16 protein-coding genes are annotated in these 22,826 nt (G+C 60.8%); 8 read left to right on the forward strand and 8 right to left on the reverse strand.

All coding sequences use genetic code 11. The annotated features are described in order from the left end of the window. The first annotated feature begins 218 nt into the window (after positions 1-218). The 3 genes from AC4CWF_RS10290 to hspQ all read left to right on the forward strand — a co-directional run bounded on the left by AC4CWF_RS10290 (position 219) and on the right by hspQ (position 2,567). Positions 219-557 (forward strand): P-II family nitrogen regulator, encoded by a 339-nt coding sequence (locus AC4CWF_RS10290; protein WP_062554525.1) that lies wholly within the window; start codon positions 219-221, stop codon positions 555-557. 67 nt (positions 558-624) lie between these two features. Continuing rightward, positions 625-2,034 carry a type I glutamate--ammonia ligase gene (gene glnA / locus AC4CWF_RS10295; protein ID WP_491281593.1) on the forward strand — a complete coding sequence of 470 codons (1,410 nt, stop codon included), beginning with the start codon at positions 625-627 and terminating at the stop codon, positions 2,032-2,034. Between the two features lie 203 nt (positions 2,035-2,237). After that, positions 2,238-2,567, forward strand: coding sequence for a heat shock protein HspQ (gene hspQ / locus AC4CWF_RS10300; RefSeq protein ID WP_491281594.1), 330 nt, complete (start codon positions 2,238-2,240; stop codon positions 2,565-2,567). A gap of 104 nt (positions 2,568-2,671) precedes the next feature. Here the strand turns inward: hspQ and AC4CWF_RS10305 are convergent, their stop codons facing one another. Continuing rightward, complete coding sequence (locus tag AC4CWF_RS10305; protein ID WP_491281595.1) at positions 2,672-3,307, reverse strand: invasion associated locus B family protein; 636 nt, start codon at positions 3,305-3,307, stop codon at positions 2,672-2,674. Between the two features lie 262 nt (positions 3,308-3,569). On the opposite strand from AC4CWF_RS10305, the gene AC4CWF_RS10310 reads away from it, so the two are divergent. The 3 genes from AC4CWF_RS10310 to AC4CWF_RS10320 all read left to right on the forward strand — a co-directional run bounded on the left by AC4CWF_RS10310 (position 3,570) and on the right by AC4CWF_RS10320 (position 7,150). Then, the gene (locus AC4CWF_RS10310) at positions 3,570-5,393 is read left to right on the forward strand and encodes an extracellular solute-binding protein (protein ID WP_491281596.1); all 1,824 of its coding nucleotides are present in this window, start codon (positions 3,570-3,572) and stop codon (positions 5,391-5,393) included. Positions 5,394-5,430: 37 nt separating this feature from the next. Further along, entirely contained in the window at positions 5,431-6,102 is a 672-nt protein-coding gene (locus AC4CWF_RS10315) for a DsbA family oxidoreductase (protein WP_491281597.1), read from the forward strand. Between the two features lie 103 nt (positions 6,103-6,205). Next, complete coding sequence (locus AC4CWF_RS10320) at positions 6,206-7,150, forward strand: DMT family transporter (RefSeq protein WP_491281598.1); 945 nt, start codon at positions 6,206-6,208, stop codon at positions 7,148-7,150. 9 nt (positions 7,151-7,159) lie between these two features. Here AC4CWF_RS10320 and mfd read toward each other — a convergent pair whose 3' ends face one another. Both mfd and AC4CWF_RS10330 read right to left on the reverse strand, forming a co-directional pair. Continuing rightward, positions 7,160-10,681, reverse strand: coding sequence for a transcription-repair coupling factor (mfd, locus tag AC4CWF_RS10325; protein WP_491281599.1), 3,522 nt, complete (start codon positions 10,679-10,681; stop codon positions 7,160-7,162). Beyond that, on the reverse strand, positions 10,678-11,007 hold the full coding sequence (locus AC4CWF_RS10330; RefSeq protein ID WP_491281600.1) for a succinate dehydrogenase assembly factor 2: 330 nt from the start codon (positions 11,005-11,007) through the stop codon (positions 10,678-10,680). Before AC4CWF_RS10330 ends, mfd begins: the two co-directional genes overlap by 4 nt. Positions 11,008-11,101: 94 nt before the next feature. Here AC4CWF_RS10330 and recG point away from each other — a divergent pair, with 94 nt between their 5' ends. Together recG and AC4CWF_RS10340 are read left to right on the forward strand one after the other, a co-directional pair. Further along, the gene (gene recG / locus AC4CWF_RS10335; protein ID WP_491281601.1) at positions 11,102-13,216 is read left to right on the forward strand and encodes an ATP-dependent DNA helicase RecG; all 2,115 of its coding nucleotides are present in this window, start codon (positions 11,102-11,104) and stop codon (positions 13,214-13,216) included. 163 nt (positions 13,217-13,379) lie between these two features. After that, complete coding sequence (locus AC4CWF_RS10340) at positions 13,380-15,671, forward strand: FdhF/YdeP family oxidoreductase (protein WP_491281602.1); 2,292 nt, start codon at positions 13,380-13,382, stop codon at positions 15,669-15,671. A 64-nt stretch (positions 15,672-15,735) separates the two neighbouring features. Here AC4CWF_RS10340 and AC4CWF_RS10345 read toward each other — a convergent pair whose 3' ends face one another. The 5 genes from AC4CWF_RS10345 to AC4CWF_RS10365 all read right to left on the reverse strand — a co-directional run bounded on the left by AC4CWF_RS10345 (position 15,736) and on the right by AC4CWF_RS10365 (position 22,801). Then, the gene (locus tag AC4CWF_RS10345) at positions 15,736-17,223 is read right to left on the reverse strand and encodes an esterase-like activity of phytase family protein (protein ID WP_491281603.1); all 1,488 of its coding nucleotides are present in this window, start codon (positions 17,221-17,223) and stop codon (positions 15,736-15,738) included. Positions 17,224-17,390: 167 nt separating this feature from the next. Continuing rightward, positions 17,391-18,089, reverse strand: coding sequence for a DUF502 domain-containing protein (locus AC4CWF_RS10350; RefSeq protein ID WP_491281604.1), 699 nt, complete (start codon positions 18,087-18,089; stop codon positions 17,391-17,393). A 156-nt stretch (positions 18,090-18,245) separates the two neighbouring features. Further along, positions 18,246-20,072, reverse strand: coding sequence for a glutamine--fructose-6-phosphate transaminase (isomerizing) (gene glmS, locus AC4CWF_RS10355; RefSeq protein ID WP_491281605.1), 1,827 nt, complete (start codon positions 20,070-20,072; stop codon positions 18,246-18,248). A 106-nt stretch (positions 20,073-20,178) separates the two neighbouring features. Continuing rightward, entirely contained in the window at positions 20,179-21,540 is a 1,362-nt protein-coding gene (gene glmU, locus AC4CWF_RS10360) for a bifunctional UDP-N-acetylglucosamine diphosphorylase/glucosamine-1-phosphate N-acetyltransferase GlmU (protein ID WP_491281606.1), read from the reverse strand. Positions 21,541-21,727: 187 nt separating this feature from the next. Then, positions 21,728-22,801: a BMP family ABC transporter substrate-binding protein gene (locus AC4CWF_RS10365; protein ID WP_491281607.1), complete on the reverse strand. Its 1,074-nt coding sequence runs from the start codon at positions 22,799-22,801 to the stop codon at positions 21,728-21,730. Positions 22,802-22,826 lie beyond the last annotated feature (25 nt).

Consider the following 22,826-nt stretch of genomic DNA (forward strand, 5'->3'; position numbering starts at 1 on the left):
TTACGCGCGAAAAGCAGGAGGTGAAGTTTCCAGACACCTCTTGCCACCGGCATCGTGAAACCATAGCCTGCCATATGCATACCGGCTGAGCGACCAGGGCTCGGCAACCGGTAAAGGATTTCTGCCAAACTCAGTCCTGGTTTGGCACGATACCTGCATCAACAAGGGCGAGCGGGCAATGGCCTGCTCCCAAGGGAGAAGCGGAGAGACATTTTCTCATGAAAAAGATCGAAGCGATCATCAAGCCTTTCAAACTCGACGAAGTTAAGGAAGCGCTTCAAGAGGTCGGACTGCAGGGGATCACGGTGACAGAGGCCAAGGGCTTCGGACGCCAGAAGGGACATACGGAGCTTTACCGCGGCGCGGAATACGTCGTGGACTTTCTGCCGAAGGTCAAGGTCGAGGTCGTGCTGGCTGACGAGAATGTCGATGCCGTGATCGACGCCATCCGCAATGCGGCCCAGACTGGACGCATCGGCGACGGCAAGATATTTGTATCCAACGTGGAAGAAGTGGTTCGTATCCGCACCGGCGAGACCGGCGTGGACGCCATCTGAACCTGCGTCATAAATCCGGCTGCAAAGAACCGGATAACGCCATTATTTCATATCCAAGGGAGAGACCATGACGACCGCAAGCGACATCATGAAACAGATCAAGGAGAACGACGTCAAGTTCGTCGATCTGCGCTTTACCGACCCCAAAGGCAAGCTGCAGCACGTGACGATGGATGTCGTGGCGGTCGACGAGGACATGTTCGCCGATGGCGTCATGTTCGACGGCTCGTCCATCGGCGGCTGGAAGGCCATCAACGAGTCCGACATGGTGCTGATGCCGGATCCGGCCACCGTCCACATGGACCCGTTTTTTGCCCAGTCGACCATGGTCGTCATGTGCGACATTCTCGACCCGGTGTCCGGCGAAGCCTATAACCGCGATCCTCGCGGCACGGCCAAGAAGGCAGAAGCCTATCTGAAGGCCTCCGGTATCGGCGACACGGTGTTTGTTGGCCCCGAGCCGGAATTTTTCGTCTTCGACGACGTGAAATACAAGGCAGACCCCTACAATACCGGTTTCAAGCTCGATTCGTCGGAACTGCCGTCGAACGACGACACCGACTATGAGACGGGCAACCTCGGCCACCGTCCGCGCGTCAAGGGCGGCTATTTCCCGGTTCCTCCGGTCGACAGCCTGCAGGACATGCGCTCGGAAATGCTGACGGTGCTGACCGAAATGGGCGTCGTCGTTGAAAAGCATCACCACGAAGTGGCGTCCGCCCAGCACGAACTGGGTGTGAAGTTCGACACGCTGGTGCGCAATGCCGACAAGATGCAGATCTACAAATATGTCGTGCATCAGGTGGCCAATGCTTATGGCAAGACGGCAACCTTCATGCCGAAGCCGATTTATGGCGACAACGGCTCGGGCATGCACGTGCATCAGTCGATCTGGAAGGATGGCAAGCCGACCTTTGCCGGCGACGAATATGCGGGCCTGTCGGAAACCTGCCTTTATTATATCGGCGGCATCATCAAGCATGCCAAGGCCATTAACGCCTTCACCAACCCGACGACCAATTCCTACAAACGTCTGGTTCCCGGTTATGAAGCGCCGGTTCTGCTTGCCTATTCGGCTCGCAACCGTTCGGCCTCCTGCCGCATTCCGTTCGGCTCCGGCCCGAAGGCCAAGCGCGTGGAAGTACGCTTCCCCGATCCGGCCCAGAACCCCTATCTCGGTTTTGCCGCCATGCTGATGGCCGGTCTCGACGGCATCAAGAACAAGATCCATCCGGGCAAGGCCATGGACAAGGATCTCTACGACCTGCCGCCGAAGGAACTGAAGAAGATCCCGACCGTCTGCGCCAGCCTGCGCGAAGCGCTCGACAGCCTCGACAAGGACCGAAAGTTCCTGACGGCCGGCGGCGTCTTCGATGACGACCAGATCGATGCCTATATCGAACTGAAGATGCAGGAAGTCATGCGTTTCGAAATGACCCCGCATCCGGTCGAATTCGATATGTATTACTCGATCTGATCGACGCTCGATCGCGATCTGGAATTGGAAACCGGCAGGTCTCACCTGCCGGTTTTTTTCATGGACGCGAGAGATCCGCCTGACTGCGCCTTGAGATTGAAAACGCGATTTTCCCTGCAGAACCCTGAATTTTCATGGACCTGCCAGCCACTTGATGTCAGTTTGATGAATAACCACATGTCATGCGAAAGGAAGTTCGCATCATGAAACAGAGAAACGCAAAATTCACGATCGGCGAAGTCGTTCGCCACAAGGTGTTTCCGTTCCGCGGTATTGTGTTCGATGTGGATCCCGAATTCGCCAATACCGAAGAATGGTGGAATTCTATCCCGGCAGAAATCCGTCCGCACAAGGACCAGCCTTTTTACCATCTGCTCGCTGAAAACGACGAGACGGCCTATGTCGCCTATGTATCCGAGCAGAACCTGATGCATGACGAGAGCGGTGAACCGCTGCGCAATCCGCATGTATCGCAGATCTTTGATCGGGCACCGTCCGGGCAGCTGCGCCCGAAGGCGATTCTTGCCCACTGAAGGCAAGCCGGCCGATCGCCCGAAGGGCTCAACAAAAAACGACGCTGCGATGATCCGCAGCGTCGCTTTTCATTGAGACGAATGACCTTTCAGCCAGTCGTTTATCAGTTACCAGCCTTGGCAGCGTTCTGGGCGTCTTCCAGCTTCTTGCGTGCTTCTTCGGCCTTCTTCTGCATGCTTTCCTGCAGGCTGCGCTGGCTTTCAGCCAGCTGCGACTGCGAAATTGCCGGGCCGTCGAAAACGCCGGTGAAGCCACCGAGAGAAACCTTGATCGGGTTCGGCGCGCGGCGGAAATTGATCGAGGTGAAGACCACCTCATTGCCCTTCTTGAGGCTTGCGATCATTGCATCGCTCAAAGGCACTTCAGCCGTGCAACGGTCGGGAATGCAAAGCACGTAATCGAGCTTCTGGCCCTTGCCGCCATCGATCTGCATCATCACGCCGGGCTGGATGAGGCGAGCGGACGGAACCGAAACCTGCAGGATCTTGCGGTTGACCTTGCCTTCCACGGTGATCAGGCCAACGGCCGTGATCAGCTGGCCGTTCTGCGACAGAAGCACGTTCTGCACGGCGCAGACATCGCTGTCGTCCTGCTTTTCGCACGTCTTGAACCAGCCAAGCGGCGGAGCGCCAGCCGGGGCGGCAGCGTTCTGGGCGAAAGCTGCGACCGGAAGAGCGCCGATGGAAAGTGCGAGAGCGGACATTGCCGTCCGCAGAACGTTGTTTGCCTTAAGCATCATACCAGAATCCGTCTCCTGAAAGCGGTTTTTCGAAGCAGTTGTGCCGCTCCGTGCCGGGGTCGTGGTCCCTCACCTGTCGTTTAAATAAGGCAATTGAATGACCCGCGTGTTCGGCCAAATCTGTTACATCGCAGCGCCTGCGATATCCAGCACTACTTTTGAAATTCGCTCCGCCCTTTCCAAGTTTCGCGGCGCTATATTGGTTTTTGACGGTCCTATGCGTTAGTTTGAGCCGAATCGCGAAGAGACAAAGAGGTAGAGGATGCGCCACCTGATCACCCTGTCGCTGGCAGCACTCCTGCTGGCCGGCCCTTCCCTTACGGGTTCTGCAGGTGCCGCCCCCCAGCATGGACTTGCCATGCATGGGCAGCCGGCACTGCCGCCTGATTTTCAGCATTTCCCTTACGTCAACCCGGCGGTGAAGAAGGGCGGCAGCATTGCCTATGGCGTCGTCGGCACCTTCGACAGCCTCAATCCGTTCAACCTGAAGAGCATCCGCACCACGGCGCGCGGCATCTGGGACAATATCTTCGGCAACCTGATCTACGAAACGCTGATGGTGCGTTCGTCCGACGAACCGTTCACGCTCTACGGGCTTCTGGCTGAAAGCGTCGAGACGGACGAGGCGCGCAGTTTTATCCAGTTCAACCTCAATCCCAAAGCACGCTGGTCCGACGGCGAGCCGGTGACGCCTGAGGATGTGATGTTCTCGCTGGAGGTGCTGCGCGACAAGGGCCGCACCCCGTTCAGCAACCGCATGCTGCCGATCGAGAAGATGGAAAAGGTCGGCGAACACGGTGTCCGCATCACCTTCAACGGCAAGGCGGATCGTGAGTTTCCGTTGATATTGGCGACGGGTACGCCGATCCTGCCCAGACATGCCGTGGATGTGGACAGCTTTGACCAGTCTACCTTAAAAATTCCGGTCGCCTCCGGCCCCTATCGAATCACGTCGGTCCAGCCCGGCCAGAAGATCGTCTATGAGCGCCGCGCCGATTACTGGGGCAAGGACATTCCCTCCAAGGTCGGCTTTGACAATTACGACCAGATTTCAGTTGAATATTTCCTGCAGGAAAACACCCTGTTCGAGGCCTTCAAGAAGGGCGCGATCAACGTCTATCTTGAGGGCAACCCCACCCACTGGTCCCGCGCCTATGATTTTCCGGCGGTGACCAACGGCGAGGTGGTGAAGGACGTGTTCAAGCCGCAATTGCCGACCGGCATGCTGGGCTTCGTGTTCAACCTGCGCCGCCCGATGTTTGAAAACCCGGATGTGCGTGCAGCGCTGACGCTGGCCTTTGATTTTGAATGGGCCAATCGCAACCTCTTCGATGGCGCCTATACCCGCACGCAAAGCTACTGGCAAAATTCCGAGCTTTCCTCGCTTGGTCATGCCGCCGACGACAGGGAACTGGCGCTGCTCGGCCAGGCGAAGGTTCGCATCCCCGCCGACATTCTGGCCGGCAAGCCCGTTCTGCCGCAGACAGACGGGTCCGGCGGTGACCGCAAGGTGCTGCGCCAGGTGGTGGAGCGGTTGAAGAAGGCCGGCTACAGCATCGACAAGGGCCGCATGGTGGATGGCAGCGGTCGCCCGCTTGCCTTTGAAATCATGACGCAGAGCCAGGACCAGGAAAAAGTCGCCATCGCCTTCCAGCGCACGCTGAAGATGATCGGCGTTGACGCCGCGATCCGCACCGTTGATGACGCGCAGTACCAGAGCCGCTCCGGCAGTTTCGACTATGACGTGATCATGAAGTCCTATCCCTCGTCGCTGTCTCCGGGCATCGAGCAGGTCGGGCGCTGGGCAAGCGATTCGAAGGACCGGCAGGGAAGCTTCAACTTTGCAGGCCTTGGCGATCCCGATGTCGATCGCGTGATCCAGGCCATGCTCAATGCCCGATCGAAAGAGGACTTTACCACCGCCGTGCGCGCCTATGACCGGCTGCTGCTTGCCGGCTTCTACATGGTGCCGCTCTACCATATCCCCGAGCAATGGGTGGCGCGTTGGCGCACCATTGCCCATCCCGACACGGTGCCGCTCTACGGCTACCAGTTGCCAACCTGGTGGGACGTCCGCGCGCAATAGCGCCACACCGACCTCGCCTGACCAAAGGACCCTTGCGATGGAAAAACTGACAATCGACCTCGTTTCGGACGTGGTCTGCCCCTGGTGTTATCTCGGCAAGGCACGGCTGGAACTGGCCATCGCCGAAGTGCAGGACGAGGTGGGCATCGACATCAACTGGCGCCCCTATCGCCTCAACCCGGACTATCCGGCAGAAGGTGTCGACCAGAAGGCAGCGCTCGAGGCAAAGCTCGGCGGGGCAGAAGCCGTCAAGCGCGGACACGAGATGCTGACCGGGCTTGGCCGTGAAGTCGGCATCGCCTTTGATTTCGATGCGATCCGCATTGGCCCGAACACGCTGGACGCTCACCGTCTGATCCATTGGGCGATGATCGAGGGCCGCGTGATCCAGGACAAGCTGGTCGATCTGCTGTTCAAGGCCAATTTCGAAGAGGGACGCAATGTCGGTGATCACGCAGTCCTGCTCGACATTGCCGAACAGGCGGGGCTCCAGCGTGCCGTCATCGCTCCGCTGCTTCAATCAGAGGCAGACAAGGACACGGTGATTGCCGAGATCGAGGCCGCCCAGACGATGGGCGTCAATGGCGTGCCCTTCTTCATCATCGACCAGCAATATGCGGTGAGCGGTGCGCAGACGCCGGATGTGCTGGCCAATGCTTTTCGCGAGATTGCCAAGGCGAAAACGGAGGCCCGTGCTGGCATGAACTGACCGACACACCGGTGTGCGCCGACCGCGGCATGACATTGCGAATTGACGGACAGGCGCATCGGACCTATCCCGGCAGGACAAGAACCTCGCCGGGATATTTCGTTTGCGTGCTTCCGATTCGACCTTGAAGGGCGTTCTGATCGCCTTTGCCTGCTTTGCCGCCTATTCCTTCAGCGATGCTGCCATCAAGATGGTGGAGGGGCGCGTGCCGCCGTTCCAGGCGGGCTTCCTTGGGACGCTTGTCGGTGTTCTCGCCGTGCCCTTCCTGCTGAAGTCCGGCGATCACTGGACGGACATGGTGCGCACCACCAACCGGCCGCTCTGGCTGTTGCGGTTTTTCTGCTCGGCCATCGGTACGGTCGGCAGCATCATCGCCTTCACGCATCTCTCCATGGCGGAAGCCTTCTGCCTGATTTTCCTGCTGCCGTCCTTTGCCACGATCATGTCGGTGATCTTCCTGAAGGACAAGGTCGGGGCAAAGCGCTGGACGGCGGTGGCCGTCGGCTTTCTGGGGGTTCTGGTGGTGCTTCGGCCGGGTTTTCGCGAGCTGTCGTTTGCCCACCTGACGGCCCTCGCCTCCGGCTTTACCGGGGCCGTTTCCGTCATCATCTATCGCTATCTCGGCCCCAGCGAAAAGAACATCTCGATGTATGGCGCGGGGCTTCTTGGCGGCCTTATCGTCTGCGCCATCGCCATGCTGCCGAACCTGATGATGCCGGGCGCCTATGACGTGTTTCTGATCGTTATTTTCGGGCTCCTCGCGGCTGTCGGAACCGTGCTGCTGATGGTCGCCTCCTTTTATGCGCCCGCCGCCATCGTAACCCCGATCCAGTACAGCCAGATGCTCTGGGCGATCCTCCTCGGTTATCTGATCTTCGGCGATCACGTGGATCTCTGGATGGGCCTCGGCATTGCCCTCATCGTCGGCTCAGGCCTGCTCACCCTGTCACGCGAACGCGCCCGCGGCGTGACGCTTCCCCCACCCGTTGCCGGGCAGAGTGAAGCCACCATTGCCGTGAAGCCGGAAAATTCGGACCAGCAGGGCTGAGGCGCGACCTCAGCCCTTCCTTGCAAGCTCCGCCAGCTGCGTCATGATCTGGGCTGCCGTCGTCAGCCGCTTTTCCGGTGTCGGCAGGTCGCGCAACAGCATGATCGAGTGGTCGGGGCGGATTTTTGCCATCGAGCCTTGCTTCGCAATATAACCGACGAGGCCTGCCGGGTTCGGGAACAGCTTGTCGCGCAGTTGCAGCACGATGCCCTTCGGGCCTGCTTCCACCTTTTCGACATTGGCCGTGCGGCAGAGCGACTTGATGTAGACGACCTTCAACAGGTTCTGCACCTCCACCGGCATCGGGCCGAAACGGTCCATCATCTCGGCGCCGAAACCGTCGATTTCGGAGAGATCCGTCAACTCGCCGAGGCGGCGGTAGAGACCCATGCGCAGGTGAAGATCCGGCACGTAGTTTTCCGGGATCATCACGGTAATGCCGACGGAAATCTGCGGTGACCAGCCGGTATCGAGGATTTCGTCGTCGCCCTTCACCTCGGCAACCGCCTCCTCCAGCATCTGCTGGTAAAGCTCGAAGCCGACTTCCTTGATGTGGCCGGACTGTTCTTCGCCAAGAAGATTGCCAGCGCCGCGGATGTCGAGATCGTGGCTCGCGAGCTGGAAGCCGGCGCCGAGTGTGTCGAGCGATTGCAGCACCTTCAGCCGCCGCTCGGCCGTCGTCGTCAGCGTCTTGTTGACAGGCAGCGTGAAGAGCGCAAAGGCGCGCACCTTGGAACGGCCGACGCGGCCACGCAGCTGGTACAACTGGGCGAGACCGAACATATCGGCGCGGTGAACGATCAGCGTGTTGGCTGTGGGCACATCGAGGCCCGATTCGACGATGGTGGTCGACAAAAGCACATCATACTGGCCGTCGTAGAAGGCATTCATGATGTCTTCCAGCTCGCCCGCCGCCATCTGGCCATGGGCGATGGCGACCTTCAGTTCGGGAACGTCCGACTGGAGAAAAGCCTGGATTTCCGGCAGGTCGGCGAGACGCGGGCAGACATAAAAACTCTGGCCACCGCGATAATGTTCGCGCATCAGGGTTTCGCGGATGACGAGCGCATCAAATGGCGAGATGAAGGTTCTGACCGCCATGCGGTCGACCGGCGGCGTGGTGATCAGCGACAGTTCGCGCACCCCGGTCATCGCCAGTTGCAGCGTGCGCGGAATGGGTGTCGCCGACAGCGTCAGCACATGCACGTCGCTCTTCAGTTCCTTCAGCTTTTCCTTGTGCTTCACGCCAAAATGCTGCTCCTCGTCGATGATGAGAAGGCCGAGATTGGCAAACTTGATACCGGTGCCCAGCAGCGCATGGGTGCCGACGACGATATCCACCTTGCCTTCGGAAATATCCTTCTTGGTCTGGTTCAGCTCCTTGGTGGTGACCAGACGCGACGCCTGTTCCACCCGGATCGGCAGACCGCGAAACCGCTCGCGAAAGGTCTTGAAATGCTGGCGGGCGAGAAGCGTGGTGGGAACGACGACCGCCACCTGCGCGCCATTCATGGCAGCGAAGAATGCGGCGCGCAGCGCCACTTCCGTCTTGCCGAAACCGACGTCACCGCAAACGAGGCGGTCCATGGGACGTCCGGCAGCGAGATCGCCGCGCACCGAATCAATCGCGCTCGCCTGATCTTCCGTCTCGTCATAGGGGAAACGGGCGGCAAATTCGTCGTAGAGCCCTTCGGGCGTTTCAAGCACCGGCGCGCGCCGCGTGATGCGCGTTGCGGCCAGCTTGATCAGCGCGTCCGCCATGTCGAGCAGACGCTTCTTCAGCTTGGCCTTGCGGGCCTGCCAGGCGCCGCCGCCGAGCTTGTCGAGCTGGGCTTCCGCCGCATCCGAACCGTATCGCGACAAAAGATCGATGTTTTCGACCGGCAGGAACAGCTTTGCCTGATCGGCATAATGCAGTTCCAGACAGGCGCGCGGCGCACCGGCTGCCTCGATGGTGATGAGGCCGACAAAACGGCCGATGCCGTGTTCGGCATGCACCACCAGCGAGCCTTCATCGAGGCCCGCCACTTCAGCAATGATATCGGCACCGCGCTTGCGGCGCTTGGAGCGGCGCACCATGCGGTCGCCGAGAATATCCTGTTCACCGATGACGACGAGATCGCCGGTCTCGAAACCACCCTCGATGCTGAAGACGGCAGAGGCCGCCTCGCCTTTCTGGAGCGTCTTGATATCGGAGAATTTTTCGATCTGGCGGATGCGCTTCAGGCCGCGCTCGTCCAGCACCTGCAGCAGGCGGTCGAGCGAACCGGCGGACCAGCCGGTGATCAAAACCTTCGAGCCCTCGGCACGCTTGTCGGCAATGTGCTTGACGACGAGATCAAAGACATTGACCCGCTCGTCGCGGTTTGCCCGCTCCGCTTCAGCCTCAGCCTGCGCCTTTGCCCAGCGGGGCCCGGCATGGGCATCCAGCGTCACCACACGGCGCGCCTGCCCATCATGCTCGTTGAACGGCGTCAGACGAAGGGCGCCGGCGGCATCCAGCAGATCGGCGAAGGCACCGCCCGTCAGGTAAAGCTGGCCCGGCGACACCGGCTTGTAGGGCGCCGATTGCGCCGTCGTGCCTTTGCCTGTGGTCACCGTGTTCTGGCGCGCATCAAAATAGTCGAGGATCAGCTTGGAGCGTTCCTGGGCTGCCTCGCGCGCCGTGTGATCGGTGACGATGCGAAACCCCTTCAAATATTCGAAGGCGGTTTCCAGATGCTCGTAGAACAACGGCAGCCAGTGTTCCATGCCGGCATAACGCCGTCCTTCGGAAACGGCCTGATAAAGTGCGTCGTCGCGGGTCGCCGCGCCAAAGGTGGAGAGATAGGATTTGCGGAAACGGCTGATCGTATCCGGCGTCAGCGTCACCTCGCTCATCGGGTTGAGGTCGAGCGAGCGGGCCTGCCCCGTCGTGCGCTGGCTTGCCGGATCAAACGTGCGGATGGTTTCCAGCGTATCGCCGAAGAAATCGAGCCGCACCGGCTCTTCCGTGCCGGGCACGAAGACATCAAGAATGCCGCCGCGCACGGCAAATTCGCCAACTTCGCGCACGGTCGACACCCGGTCGAACCCGTTGCGCTCAAGGCGAGCGGCAATATCGTCCATGCGGATGACGTTGCCGGGACGGGCCGAAAACGCAAGGCTGTCGATCACCTCAGCCGGCGCGATCTTTTGCATCATGGCATTGACGGTGACGAGCACGATGGCCGGATGCGGCTTTTTTGCATGGGCAATCAGGCCAGACAGCGCCGTCAGACGGCGTGCCGACACATAGGCGCTGGGCGACACACGGTCATACGGCAGGCAATCCCAGGCCGGCAGCGTCAGCACCGGAATATCGGGCGCGACGAAAGACAGCATCTGCTCGATATCGGCCATGCGCTGGCCATCGGAGATGACATAAGCGACCGGCTGGCCGGTGCGCGCCAGTTCGGCGAGCAGCAGCGGCTCCATGCCGGCCTGCACATTGGCAATGGTCAGCCCCGCCGCAGAAGCAGCGGTCTTTTTCGCGTCGAAACCTGAAATCATTCGCTCAGTCCGTGCTTTGCTTTCAAAGCCTCGATCGTCACGATGTCGAAGTCCGGGCGATAGGCGGCAAGCCGCGCAAACATCACTTTGGGCAAATGCTCCGGCATTGGATCAGCGCCGGTGATCCAGCGGTTAAGATCCTGGTCTTCTTCGGCCATGATCGTCTCGAACTCGTCGAGTTCGGCGTCCGACAGCTCGGAAATATGGTTCTCGGCAAATTCGCCGAACACGAGATCCATTTCGCGAATGCCACGATGCCAACAGCGGTAAAGAATCCGGCGGCGGCGGGGATCGAGATCAGCGCTGGTGCGTGTCAGTCCAGTCATGGAATTCAAACCTTTGTTGAGCCGCTGATATAGGATGAAAACTTCTCTGTGTCAGCCTTGCCAAGCGGCCAAATTCCAGCGCATTTTGCCGGCCATGCGTCCTGCCCTGCTTGATCCCCTGTTTGCCCCCGTCGGAAGCCTTGCCGGTATCGGCCCGAAGCTCGCCGAACTGATCGCCCGCGTCACCAATCGCGAGGACGCAGAGGACTGCCGTGTGGTGGATGTGCTCTTCCATGCGCCCTCCTCGATCATTGACCGGCGCAACCGGCCGGGCATTGCGCTTGCCCCGCAGGGCGCCATCGTCACCATCGAGGGACGCGTCGACCGTCATCAGCCGCCACCGCCGGGCTCCAACATGCCCTACCGCGTCTTCCTGCATGACGAGACGGGTGAACTGGCGCTGACCTTCTTTCGCGCCAAGGGCAATTGGCTGGAAAAGGCCCTGCCCATCGACGAGCAGGTGATGGTGAGCGGCAAGGTGGACTGGTTCAACGGCCGGCCCTCCATGGTGCATCCGGACCTGATGATGAAAGTGTCCGAGGTCGGCGACATGCCGCTTGTGGAGCCGGTCTATCCAATGACGGCCGGGCTGATGCCCAAGGTCTTGCGCCGGGCGGTGGAGGGATCGCTTGCGCGCCTACCGGAATTTCCCGAATGGATGGATCTGGCGCTGCAGCAGAAACAGGGCCTGCCCTCCGTTTCGGATGCCTTTCGCCAGTTGCACGATCCCCGCGACGCCCATGATCTCGATCCCCAGGCGCCATCGCGCCGCAGGCTGGCCTATGACGAGTTTCTGGCGGGCCAGGTGTCGCTGGCGCTGGTGCGCCAGAAGCTGCGAAAAGTTGCCGGCCGGCCGATCCGCGTCGAGGGACGCCTCTCCGCCGCGATCAAGGCTGCCCTTCCCTTTTCGCTGACCGGCAGCCAGCTTCAGGCTATCGCCGAAATCCGCACCGATATCGCCAGAGACGAGCGCATGTTGCGGCTGGTGCAGGGTGACGTCGGGGCCGGCAAGACGCTGGTGGCGCTGATGGCCATGGCCGATGCGGTGGAGGCCGGCGGTCAGGCAGTGCTGATGGCGCCGACGGAAATTCTGGCGCGGCAGCATTTTGCAACGATCAGCCGTTTTGGCGAAGCGGTCGGCCTGAAGGTCGAGGTGCTCACCGGCCGCGTCAAGGGCCGCGAGCGCGACGCGGTGATGGAGCGCATTGCCTCCGGCGAGGCGCAGATTATCGTCGGCACGCATGCACTGTTTCAGGATGCCATCGTCTACAAGGATCTGATGCTGGCGGTGGTGGATGAACAACACCGGTTCGGCGTGCATCAACGCCTGCGCCTCACGGCGAAAGGCATTTCCCCGCATATGCTGGTGATGACGGCGACCCCCATTCCGCGCACGCTGGTGCTCGCCGCCTTCGGCGACATGGATGTCTCCAAGCTCACGGAAAAGCCGGCCGGCCGCAAGCCGATCCAGACGGTGACGGTGCCGACAGAGCGGCTGGACGACATCATCGGACGCCTGCGCGCCGCGATTGCCGATGGCAAGAAAGCCTACTGGATCTGCCCTCTGGTCGAGGAATCGGATGCCTCGGAGCTGATGTCGGCGGAAGAGCGCCACGCGGTGCTGGTCAAGGCGCTTGGGGCGCAGATGGGATCGAAGGTCGGCCTTGTCCATGGCCGCATGAACGGTGCCGAAAAGGACGCGGTGATGGCAGCCTTCAAGGCGGGCGATCTGCGCCTGCTTGTGGCCACGACCGTTGTCGAAGTCGGCGTTGATGTGCCGGATGCCACCATCATGGTCATCGAGCATGCCGAACGGTTTGGCCTCGCCCAGCTGCACCAGCTGCGCGGGCGTGTCGGCCGCGGTGACGAAGCCTCGTCGTGCATCCTCCTCTACAAGGGGCCGCTCAGCGAAACCGGCAAGGCACGCCTTTCGATCTTGCGCGACAGCGAGGACGGTTTTCTGATTGCCGAGGAAGACCTGAAACTGCGCGGCGAAGGCGAATTGCTGGGCACCCGTCAATCGGGTACGCCGGGTTTTCGCATCGCAAGCCTGGAAGCCCATGCGGATCTTCTGGAAATCGCCCGCAAGGATGCGGCCTACCTGTTGGAAAAGGATCCGGATCTCACCGGCGAGCGGGGCCAGGCACTGCGCGTGCTGCTCTACATGCACCGGCGCGACGAGGCGATCCGTTTTTTGCGCGCCGGCTGATAGTCGCCAGGTCAGGGACCGTCACAGCCACTCCCATGTCAACAACATCACCATTTGCGGGAAATCGACAAGACGACATGCACTTTTTGTCGTGTAGATTGATGAAAGCCAAGTTTTGACCACTTTTCGGGCCTGCGGTCGCCGGAAGCATTTGGAGTCTCTCATGTCCAGTAAAAGACCTTCAGGCATCAAGAACTATGATGCCCCAGCCGGCGGATGGGGCGCTTTGCGCGCTGTCGCCAAGGCCCTTTCCCAACAGCAGATCGTCGCCCAGGGCAGCGCAACCCTGCTGAAGGCCAACCAGGCGGAAGGGTTCGATTGCCCCGGCTGCGCCTGGCCCGACCCAAAACACACCTCATCCTTCGAGTTCTGCGAAAACGGCGCCAAGGCGATCACCTGGGAATCCACCGCCAAACGCATCGGCCCGGAATTTTTCGCAGAGCATACGGTCAGCGAATTGTGGACCTGGACCGACCATCAGCTCGAGGATCAGGGACGCCTCACGCACCCGATGATCTACGACGCCAAGCTGGACCGTTACCAGCCGATCGACTGGGCTGACGCCTTCAAACTGATCGGCGAGGGCCTGAACGCGCTGGAGAACCCTGATCAGGCAGAATTCTACACGTCCGGACGCGCCTCCAACGAGGCCGCCTTCCTGTTCCAGCTTTTTGTGCGCGCCTATGGCACCAACAATTTTCCCGACTGTTCGAACATGTGCCACGAGGCGACCAGCGTCGGCCTGCCGAAATCGATCGGCGTCGGCAAGGGCACGGTGCTGCTGGAGGATTTCGATCATTGCGACGCCATCTTCAGCTTCGGCCACAACCCCGGCACCAACCATCCGCGCATGATGGCGACACTGCACGAGGCCGCACGGCGCGGCGTGCCGATCATTGTGTTCAATCCGCTGAAGGAACGGGCGCTCGAAAAGTTTGCCTCGCCGCAAGACCCGGTGGAGATGGCGACGTTCTCTTCCACACCGATTGCCTCCGCCTACCATCAGGTGAAGGCCGGCGGTGACCTCGCCGCCCTCAAGGGCCTGATGAAGGCCGTGTTCGAGCGCGACGATGCCGACAGTGACGCCGGTGGACCGGGCGTTCTCGATCGGGATTTCCTCGCCGAACACACCATCGGGCTTGAAGCGTTGCGGCAGGATATCGATGCAACCTCCTGGCAAGCCATTGTTTTGAAGTCGGGCCTCACGCAAGAGGCTCTGCGTGGCGCAGCGGATGTCTACATCAAGGCGAAGAAGGTGATTGCCTGCTACGGCATGGGCATCACCCAGCATGCGCATGGCACGGAAAACGTTCAGCAGCTCGCCAATTTCCTGCTGCTGCGCGGCAATATCGGCCGTGAAGGCGCCGGCATCTGCCCCTTGCGCGGCCATTCAAACGTGCAGGGTGACCGCACCGTCGGCATTACCGAAATTCCGACGCCGGCCCTCCTCGATGGCATCGAACGGGCCTTTGGTTTTCGCCCGACTGGCGACAAGGGCCACAATGCCGTGGAAGCGGTGGACGCGATCAATGACGGCACCTCAAAAGCCCTGATCTGCCTCGGCGGCAATCTCGCCGTCGCCATGCCCGATACGGAGTACACGTTCGAAGCGATGCGCAAGCTGGATCTCTCCGTCCACATCGCCACAAAACTCAACCGCTCGCACCTTTTGACGGGCAAGACGACAATCGTCCTGCCCTGCTTCGGGCGCACCGATCTCGATGTGCAGGCATCGGGTCCGCAATCGGTGACGGTCGAGGATTCCATGTCGATGGTGCATGCCTCGCGCGGCTTTCTCAACCCGCCGGGCGAACTGCTTCTATCGGAGCCGGCCATTGTTGTCGGCATGGCGAAGGCGACGCTGGGTGACCGTTACGGCATCGACTGGGACGGGATGCTCGCAAACTACGACCGCATCCGGGACAAGATCGAAGTCGTGTTTCCCGATTTTGCCGATTACAACGCCCGCGTCCGCGTCAAGGGCGGCTTTCGCCTGACCGTCGGTGCGTCCGACCGTGTCTGGAACACGCCATCGGGCAAGGCAACGTTTCTCGTGGCGCGCGGGCTTGAGGAAGACGGCGCAGGTCTTTCCGCGGATGCCCTGGTGCTGACGACACTTCGTGCCCACGACCAGTACAACACCACCATCTACGGCATGGATGACCGTTATCGCGGCGTGTTCGGCCGCCGCGACGTGGTGTTCATGAACGCCGAGGATCTGGCCGCCCGCGGGCTTGCCGATGGCGACCGCATCGACATCCGCTCGCTGTTTTCAGGTGACGACCGCCCGCGCGGCGTGACCGGTTACACCGCTGTCGCCTACGATATCCCCAGGGGCTCCATTGCCGGTTATTATCCCGAAATGAACGCGGTGATCGCCATGGCCGATCACGACAGGCGCTCCGGCACGCCGGCCTACAAGGGCGTGCCCGTACGGGTCTTGCGCTCAGCCTGATGAAAAAAGGCCCCGGCGAGACAATCGCCGGGGCCTTTAAAGTTTTGCCGAGAGCTGAAAGAGCTTACTTCTTCATGCCCGGCAGAGTCACGCGAAACACCTGGAACATGGTGTCGACGTCGGCACCACCTTCGGCCTTGTAGGCCGCGCCCACCTGGAAACCATCCTGCGTCAGGAAATCGTTGTCATTGGCGACGAAGAGGAAATAGTCATCCGGCGCTGCCGGATCGAGAGCGCTTGCAATCGACATGGCCTCCCACTTTTCAGAGAGGTTGTTGCGGTCGTTCGGCGCGCCATTGTGCAGGCCGAAACGGGCAAGCTCTGCTGCATCGTTCAAGTCGATGAAATCGGAGAGCTTGGCCGGCGTGACGGAGGTATCCACAACGCCCTTGGGGGCGACCGGCTTCATGGCATCGAAATCGCCGTTGGCGATGTCGGTGGCGGATGACAGGTCGACGAGATCGATCTTGCGATAGACGGAGGTGTCGCCCTTCAGTCCCTGGCCGTTGTTGCTGTCGCGGGCAATCATCAGGAAAGCCTTGTCGGAGAGCGCCAGGATCTCGCTCTGGGCGGCAACGGCCACCTTGCCCTTGTTGTCGAAGGTCGGCAGCGGCACGACATATTCATGCACCAGCTTCAGCTTGGACACGTCGCTGGCATCATAAACGAGCGCGCGGGTATTCATGCGGGTCGAGGACGAATCGCCGCCATCCTGGCGGGTCGCCGATTGCAGCACGGCAATCGCGAACTTGCCATCCGGCGTCATCGACATGCCCTCAAGGCCCTGGTTGTTCTGGCGGCCGGTATCGGGATCCTTCGGGTCCGGCTTCTTGCCGCCGGCATCGACATTGTTGGAGGAGAAGTTCAGCGCATCCTTGCGCATCGGTAACAGCGCCTTCGGCGGCTGCGTGGCAGAGAGCAGTTTGCCGTCTGCACCGAAGCGATAGATGTAAGGGCCGTATTCGTCGCTGATCAGCATCGAGCCGTCATTCAGAAGCACGACGGCTTCCGGATCGAGCGAAACCTTGCCGGTGCGCGCTTCCGGAAGTGCCGGCAGCGTGCCAGAGGCGGCGCGAACGCCTGATTCCGGATCAAGCCCGGTCATGCTCTTGCCCTGGTTGTCGAGAAGCAGAACCGTATCGACAAGCTTTGCTTCAAGTCCCGTTTGCTGTTTGTCGGCGGCAACGGCAGCACCTGCCGCTGCCGGCGTCAGGCGCAGTTCAATCCGGTTGATGCGGGTGTTGTAGTCGGTCGTGCCTTCGACGTTATAACCACGGTCCGGCAGCAGCCACAGCGCGCCCGTATAGGCATCGCCATCCTTTTTCCAGCTCTTTGTGTCGAAGGCCATGCCGGAACCGGAGCCAAAGGTTTCGCCGAACTTGTCCTTGAGGTTTGCCGGCATGCGGCCGATGGCCACAAGGCCCTTGTTGGTGACGGTCACGCCGGCGGCGCTGACGCTGCCCTCGGCAAGAGCCGCAACGGGCGACAGAAAGAGCGAGGCGGCAAGCGCCATCTTCAGGCAATGCGAAACACGGGTGTTGGAAGTGCGCATGGATGCGGCCCTCTGGAAAAATTTCGGGAGAGGATCCGTTCGCCACGCCCTTGGACCCGGTAAAGGAGCCTTTTGCCCCTTCATCCTCCAGCAGTCGAACGCCCCCAGCCCTTGTCTCTAGGCGGCCAATATGACGGCTGGATGAAGCCTGGCACCGCTTGTGATGCTCAGGCGGGTTGCGGTGCGATTTCGCTTGGTGGCTGCGGTTCCACCGGTGCCTTCGGCGTCCAGGGCGGCGTGATAAGCGCGCCGGAAATCAACAGCTTTGCGGCATCCTCCGGCGTCATGTCGAGCATGACGATGCGGCTTTTCGGCACGAACAGCAAAAATCCGGCGGTCGGCACCGGCGTCGGCGGCAGGAAGACGGCGATCATCTCCTCGCCGGTCTCGTTGAGGCGGGCCGCCACCTCGCCTTGCGCTTCCGCCGAGATGAACACCAGCGCCCAGGTGCCGGGGCCGGGAAACTCAATGAGCCCGACCTTCTTGAACGAGGTGGACTGGTCCTTCAGCACCGTCTCGAAAATCTGCTTCAGGCTCTTGTAGAGCGTGCGCACCAGCGGCGTGTGATGCAGGATCGATTCGCCGAATTTGACGACCGAGCGGCCGATGAGGTTCTTTCCGAGAAAACCGATCACGGTGATGAACACCATGGCGATCAACAGCCCGGTGCCGGGGATCGCGATATCGAAATAATACTGCGGATTGTAACGCTCGGGGATATAGGGCGTCACCCAGCTGTCGGCCCAGTCGATAAAGGCAAATGTCAGCCAGATGGTGATGGCAAGCGGCGCGCAGATAATGAGGCCGGTGAGGAAATTGTTCCGCAGCCGGCCGGCCAGCGTAATTCTTTCCGGGATATCCGTCATCGTAATCCGTCAATCATGCTGCAGTGCCGTAAAACGGCAGGTGAAGCCGGACAATGCCGGAGGGCACCTGCCCCCGCAAGGGCACAGGCTTCAAATAATCGCGTCCGCGTCAACGACGGGAGAAACCGGCATCGGTGACAATGCCGGCCGAAGAACTCACTCCACCGTCACCGACTTGGCAAGATTGCGCGGCTGATCAACGTCCGTGCCCATGAAAACCGCCGTGTGATAGGCCAGAAGCTGGACCGGCAGCGCAAAGATCATCGGAGAAATCACCTCGTCCACGACAGGCAGAACGATGGTCGCCATGGTCGGAAGTTTAGAGGCGGCCGCTCCCTTTTCGTCGGTGATGAAGATGATCTTGCCGCCACGGGCGGCCACTTCCTGCATGTTGGAGACGGTTTTTTCAAAGAACCGGTCATGCGGGGCAATGACGATGACAGGCATGTTTTCATCAATCAGCGCAATCGGCCCATGCTTCAGTTCGCCCGCCGCATAACCTTCCGCATGGATATAGGAGATTTCCTTGAGTTTGAGCGCGCCTTCCAGCGCCAGCGGGTAGCTGGTGCCGCGTCCGAGATAAAGCACATCCTTGAAGCGCGACAGGTCGCGCGACAGCGTTTCCATCTGCGGCTGGATGAGGTTCAGCACATGGCTCATCACGCGGGGCATCTCGATCAGATGGCGCACCATGGCCTTTTCGCCCACCTCGGACAACGTGCCACGCGCCCGGCCGGCCTGGATGGCAAGCGAGGCCAGCACCGCCAGCTGGCAGGTGAAGGCTTTTGTCGAGGCAACGCCGATTTCGGGACCGGCCAGAATCGGAAACACCGCGTCGGCTTCCCGCGCAATGGTCGATTCGCGCACGTTGACGATGGCGCCGATCGGCAGCCCCGCCTCCTTGCAATAGCGCAGCGAAGCCAGCGTATCGGCGGTTTCGCCCGATTGCGAGATGAACAGCGCCGCCTGATCGGAAGACAGCGGCATTTCGCGGTAGCGAAATTCCGAGGCGACATCGATTTCCACCGGCAGGCGCGCATAACGCTCGAACCAGTATTTGCCGATGAGACCAGCCAGATAGGCGGTGCCGCAGGCGGAAATGGCAAGGCTTCTAACCTTCGCGAAATCGATGGCCGGGCCTTGCGCCTTCACCGTGCCGCTTGCAAAATCCACGTAGTGGCTGAGCGCATGCGAAATGATTTCCGGCTGCTCGTAGATTTCCTTTTCCATGAAATGGCGGTGATTGCCCTTGTCGACCATCAGGGCTGCGGCCTGCGAAATCTGCATCGGCCGCGAGACCGGCTTTCCGGCATAATCCATGATCGACACGCCGCGCGCGGTCATCACGGCGCAATCGCCATCCACGAGATAGGTGATGCGGTTGGTAAAGGGTGCGAGCGCAATCGCGTCGGAGCCCAGAAACATCTCGCCCTCACCATGCCCGATGGCGAGCGGCGGCCCGAAGCGGGCGCTGAAAATCGTGCCGGGATCATCGGCAAACATCACCACCAGAGCATAGGCGCCGCTGACGCGGTTCAGCATGGAAAGCATCGCCGCCTGATGATCCTTGCCCGCACGGATAAATTTGGCCAGCAGATGCGCCACCACTTCCGTATCCGTCTGGCTTTCGAAGATAGCACCTTCGGAAAGCAGTTCATCGCGCAGCTCGGAAAAATTCTCGATAATGCCGTTATGGACGACCGCCACGCCCTCGACGAAATGCGGATGCGCATTGGTTTCGTTCGGCACGCCATGGGTTGCCCAGCGGGTATGGGCGATACCGATCTCACCGGGCAATGGTTCCAGGGACAGCTTCTTTTCGAGGTTGAACAGTTTTCCCTCGGCGCGGCGGCGCTCCATCACGCCGTCATGGATCGTGGCAACACCGGCCGAATCATAACCGCGATATTCCAGCCGCCGCAACGCATCGACCAGCCGTTCCGCCACCGGTGCCTTGCCGACGATGCCAACGATACCGCACATATGAACCTCTTTCGTTTTCTCGAATGCGCGAATTCCTACCGCACCGCACACAATGTGCAATTGGCGCGCCGGTCAAATTCGATTTGTTACGGTAATCTATCTGAGTTTACCGGCTGTTCTTCCGCGAAGCTTTCAAGGCCTGCGCCCGTTCGCGCACGGCTTTCGCCCGTTCCGGCTTCACCTCCTGGCGGGCACGACCAAAGGCCAGCGCATCCTCGGGCACATCCTGCGTAATCACGCTGCCGGAGGCGATATAGGCACCGTTTCCGATGGTAACCGGAGCGACCAGCGCGGAATTCGAGCCGATGAAGGCGTTTTCGCCGATCCGCGTCTCGCTCTTGTTAAAACCATCGTAATTGCAGGTGATGGTGCCGGCCCCGATATTCGTGCCCGCGCCAATGGAGGCATCGCCGATATAGGTGAGATGGTTCACTTTGGCGCCCGCCCCGATCTCGGCTTTCTTCACCTCGCAGAAATTACCGACCTTGGAACCTTCGCCGAGATTGGCGCCCGGGCGCAGGCGCGCAAACGGGCCAACCGTTGCGCCGGATGCCACATAGGCCCCTTCCAGATGCGAAAAGGCATGGATCACCGCACCCGTTTCCACCGTCACGCCCGGGCCGAAGACCACATTCGGCTCGATCAGCACATCCGGCTGAAGCACGGTGTCATGGGCAAGAAACACCGTTTCCGGCGCAATCATCGAAACGCCTGAGAGCATCATCTCATGACGGCGGCGCTGCTGCCAGCTTGTCTCCAGAAGCGCCAGTTCGGCGCGCGTGTTGCAGCCGGCAAGTTCGGCCTCGGGCGCATCGATGGCAACCACCCGGCCACCGTGGGCACGGGCGATTTCCACGAGATCCGTCAGGTAATATTCGCCCTTGGCATTGCTATTGCCGATCTTTTCCAGCCATTCGAGCGCACGGGCGCCATTGATGGCCATCAGCCCGCTATTGCACCAGCTGACCTTGCGTTCCTCGTCGGTTGCGTCCTTTTCCTCGCGGATCGCCACCAATTCGCCATCCTCGACCAGAAGCCGGCCATAACCGAACGGGTTTTGCGTGTGAAAGCCGATCACCACCACGTCAGCGCCTTGGGCCAGTTTTTCGCGGGCGGCAAGAAAGGTTTCAGGGCGCACCAGCGGCACGTCGCCATAGGTCACCACCACGTCATCGAAGCCTTGCGCAATGGCCTCGCGTGCCGTCAGCACCGCATGGCCTGTCCCGCGCCGCTCGACCTGCAAAACTGTGGTGATCTCGATGCCTCCGGTGACGGCAGCTTTGGCGACCGCCTCCGCATCCCGCCCGAGCACAAGGGCTGCATTTTCCATGCCGGCATCGCCGATGGCGCGCATGACATGACCGATCATCGGCAGCCCGGCAATCGGATGCAGAACCTTCGACATCGACGACTTCATCCGGGTGCTGTCGCCGGCGGCGAGGATCACGGCAAGGCAGGTGCGAGGCATTGAGGTCTCCATGAACGTCTTCGGCGCGCTTCATATCAGCAGTTGCGCCGACACGCCAACAGGCAGTGTATCAAGCCGCCGCATCAGCCTCTGCCATTGCGACAAAATGCAAAAAGGGCGCCACGGTGGCGCCCTTCGCATTCCTGTTCGACAGCTGGCCCAAAAGCCGAGCAATCGTCGCTGTGCTTTACTGCGGCAGCTTGTCGTCGACGCCCTGCACGTAGAAATTCATGCCGAGGAGCACGCCGTCTTCAGCCTTTTCGCCAGCCTTCAGCCAGGGCGAACCGTCCTGCTTGTTGATCGGGCCGGTGAAGGGATGCAGTTCGCCAGACTTGATCTTGGCTTCGGTTTCTTCCGCCATCGCCTTCACGTCATCGGGCATGTTGGTGTAGGGCGCCATGGTCAGGATGCCGTCCTTCAGGCCGTCCCAGATCTGTTCGGACTTCCAGGTGCCGTCCAGAAGCGCCTTGGTGCGCTTGATGTAATAGGCGCCCCAGGTGTCGACGATGGCGGTCAGCTGCGTCTTCGGGCCGGCAGCAATCATGTCGGAGGCCTGGCCGAAGGCCATGATGCCGCGTTCGGCGGCAACCTGCATCGGAGCCGTCGTATCCGTGTGCTGCGTCATCACGTCGACGCCCTGGTCGATCAGAGCCTTGGCGGCATCGGCTTCCTTGCCCGGGTCGAACCAGGTGTTGGCCCAGACGACCTTCAGCTTGAATTCCGGGTTCACAGACTTTGCGCCGAGTTCAAAGGCGTTGATGCCCATGACGACTTCAGGGATCGGGAAGGAAGCGATGTAACCGGCGACGCCCTTCTTCGACATCTTTGCTGCGATCTGGCCCTGGATATACCGGCCTTCGTAGAAGCGCGAATTGTAGGTGGCGAGGTTTTCCGCCGCCTTGAAGCCGGTGGCGTGCTCGAACTTCACCTTCGGGAACTTTGCCGCAACCTTCACGGTCGCATCCATGAAGCCGAAGGACGTGGTGTAGACGAGAGCGCAGCCGGAGCGCGCCATGCGCTCGATGGCACGTTCAGCGTCCGGACCTTCCGGCACGCTTTCCAGATACGGCGTTTCGATCTTGTCGCCGAGCGCCTTCTGCAGCTCCTGGCGGCCTATGTCATGCGCCTGCGTCCAGCCGCCATCGGTCTTGGTGCCGACGTAGATGAAACACACCTTGGTTTTTTCCTGCGCCTCGGCGCCCACGGTAAAACTGCCCAGCGTGGCAGCCGTGGCGGCGAGTGCGATAATCAGCTTCTTCATTGTACAACCCCTGTTTGGCTCGAAG

It is taken from the genome of Neorhizobium sp. PAMB6630 (assembly GCF_058242775.1).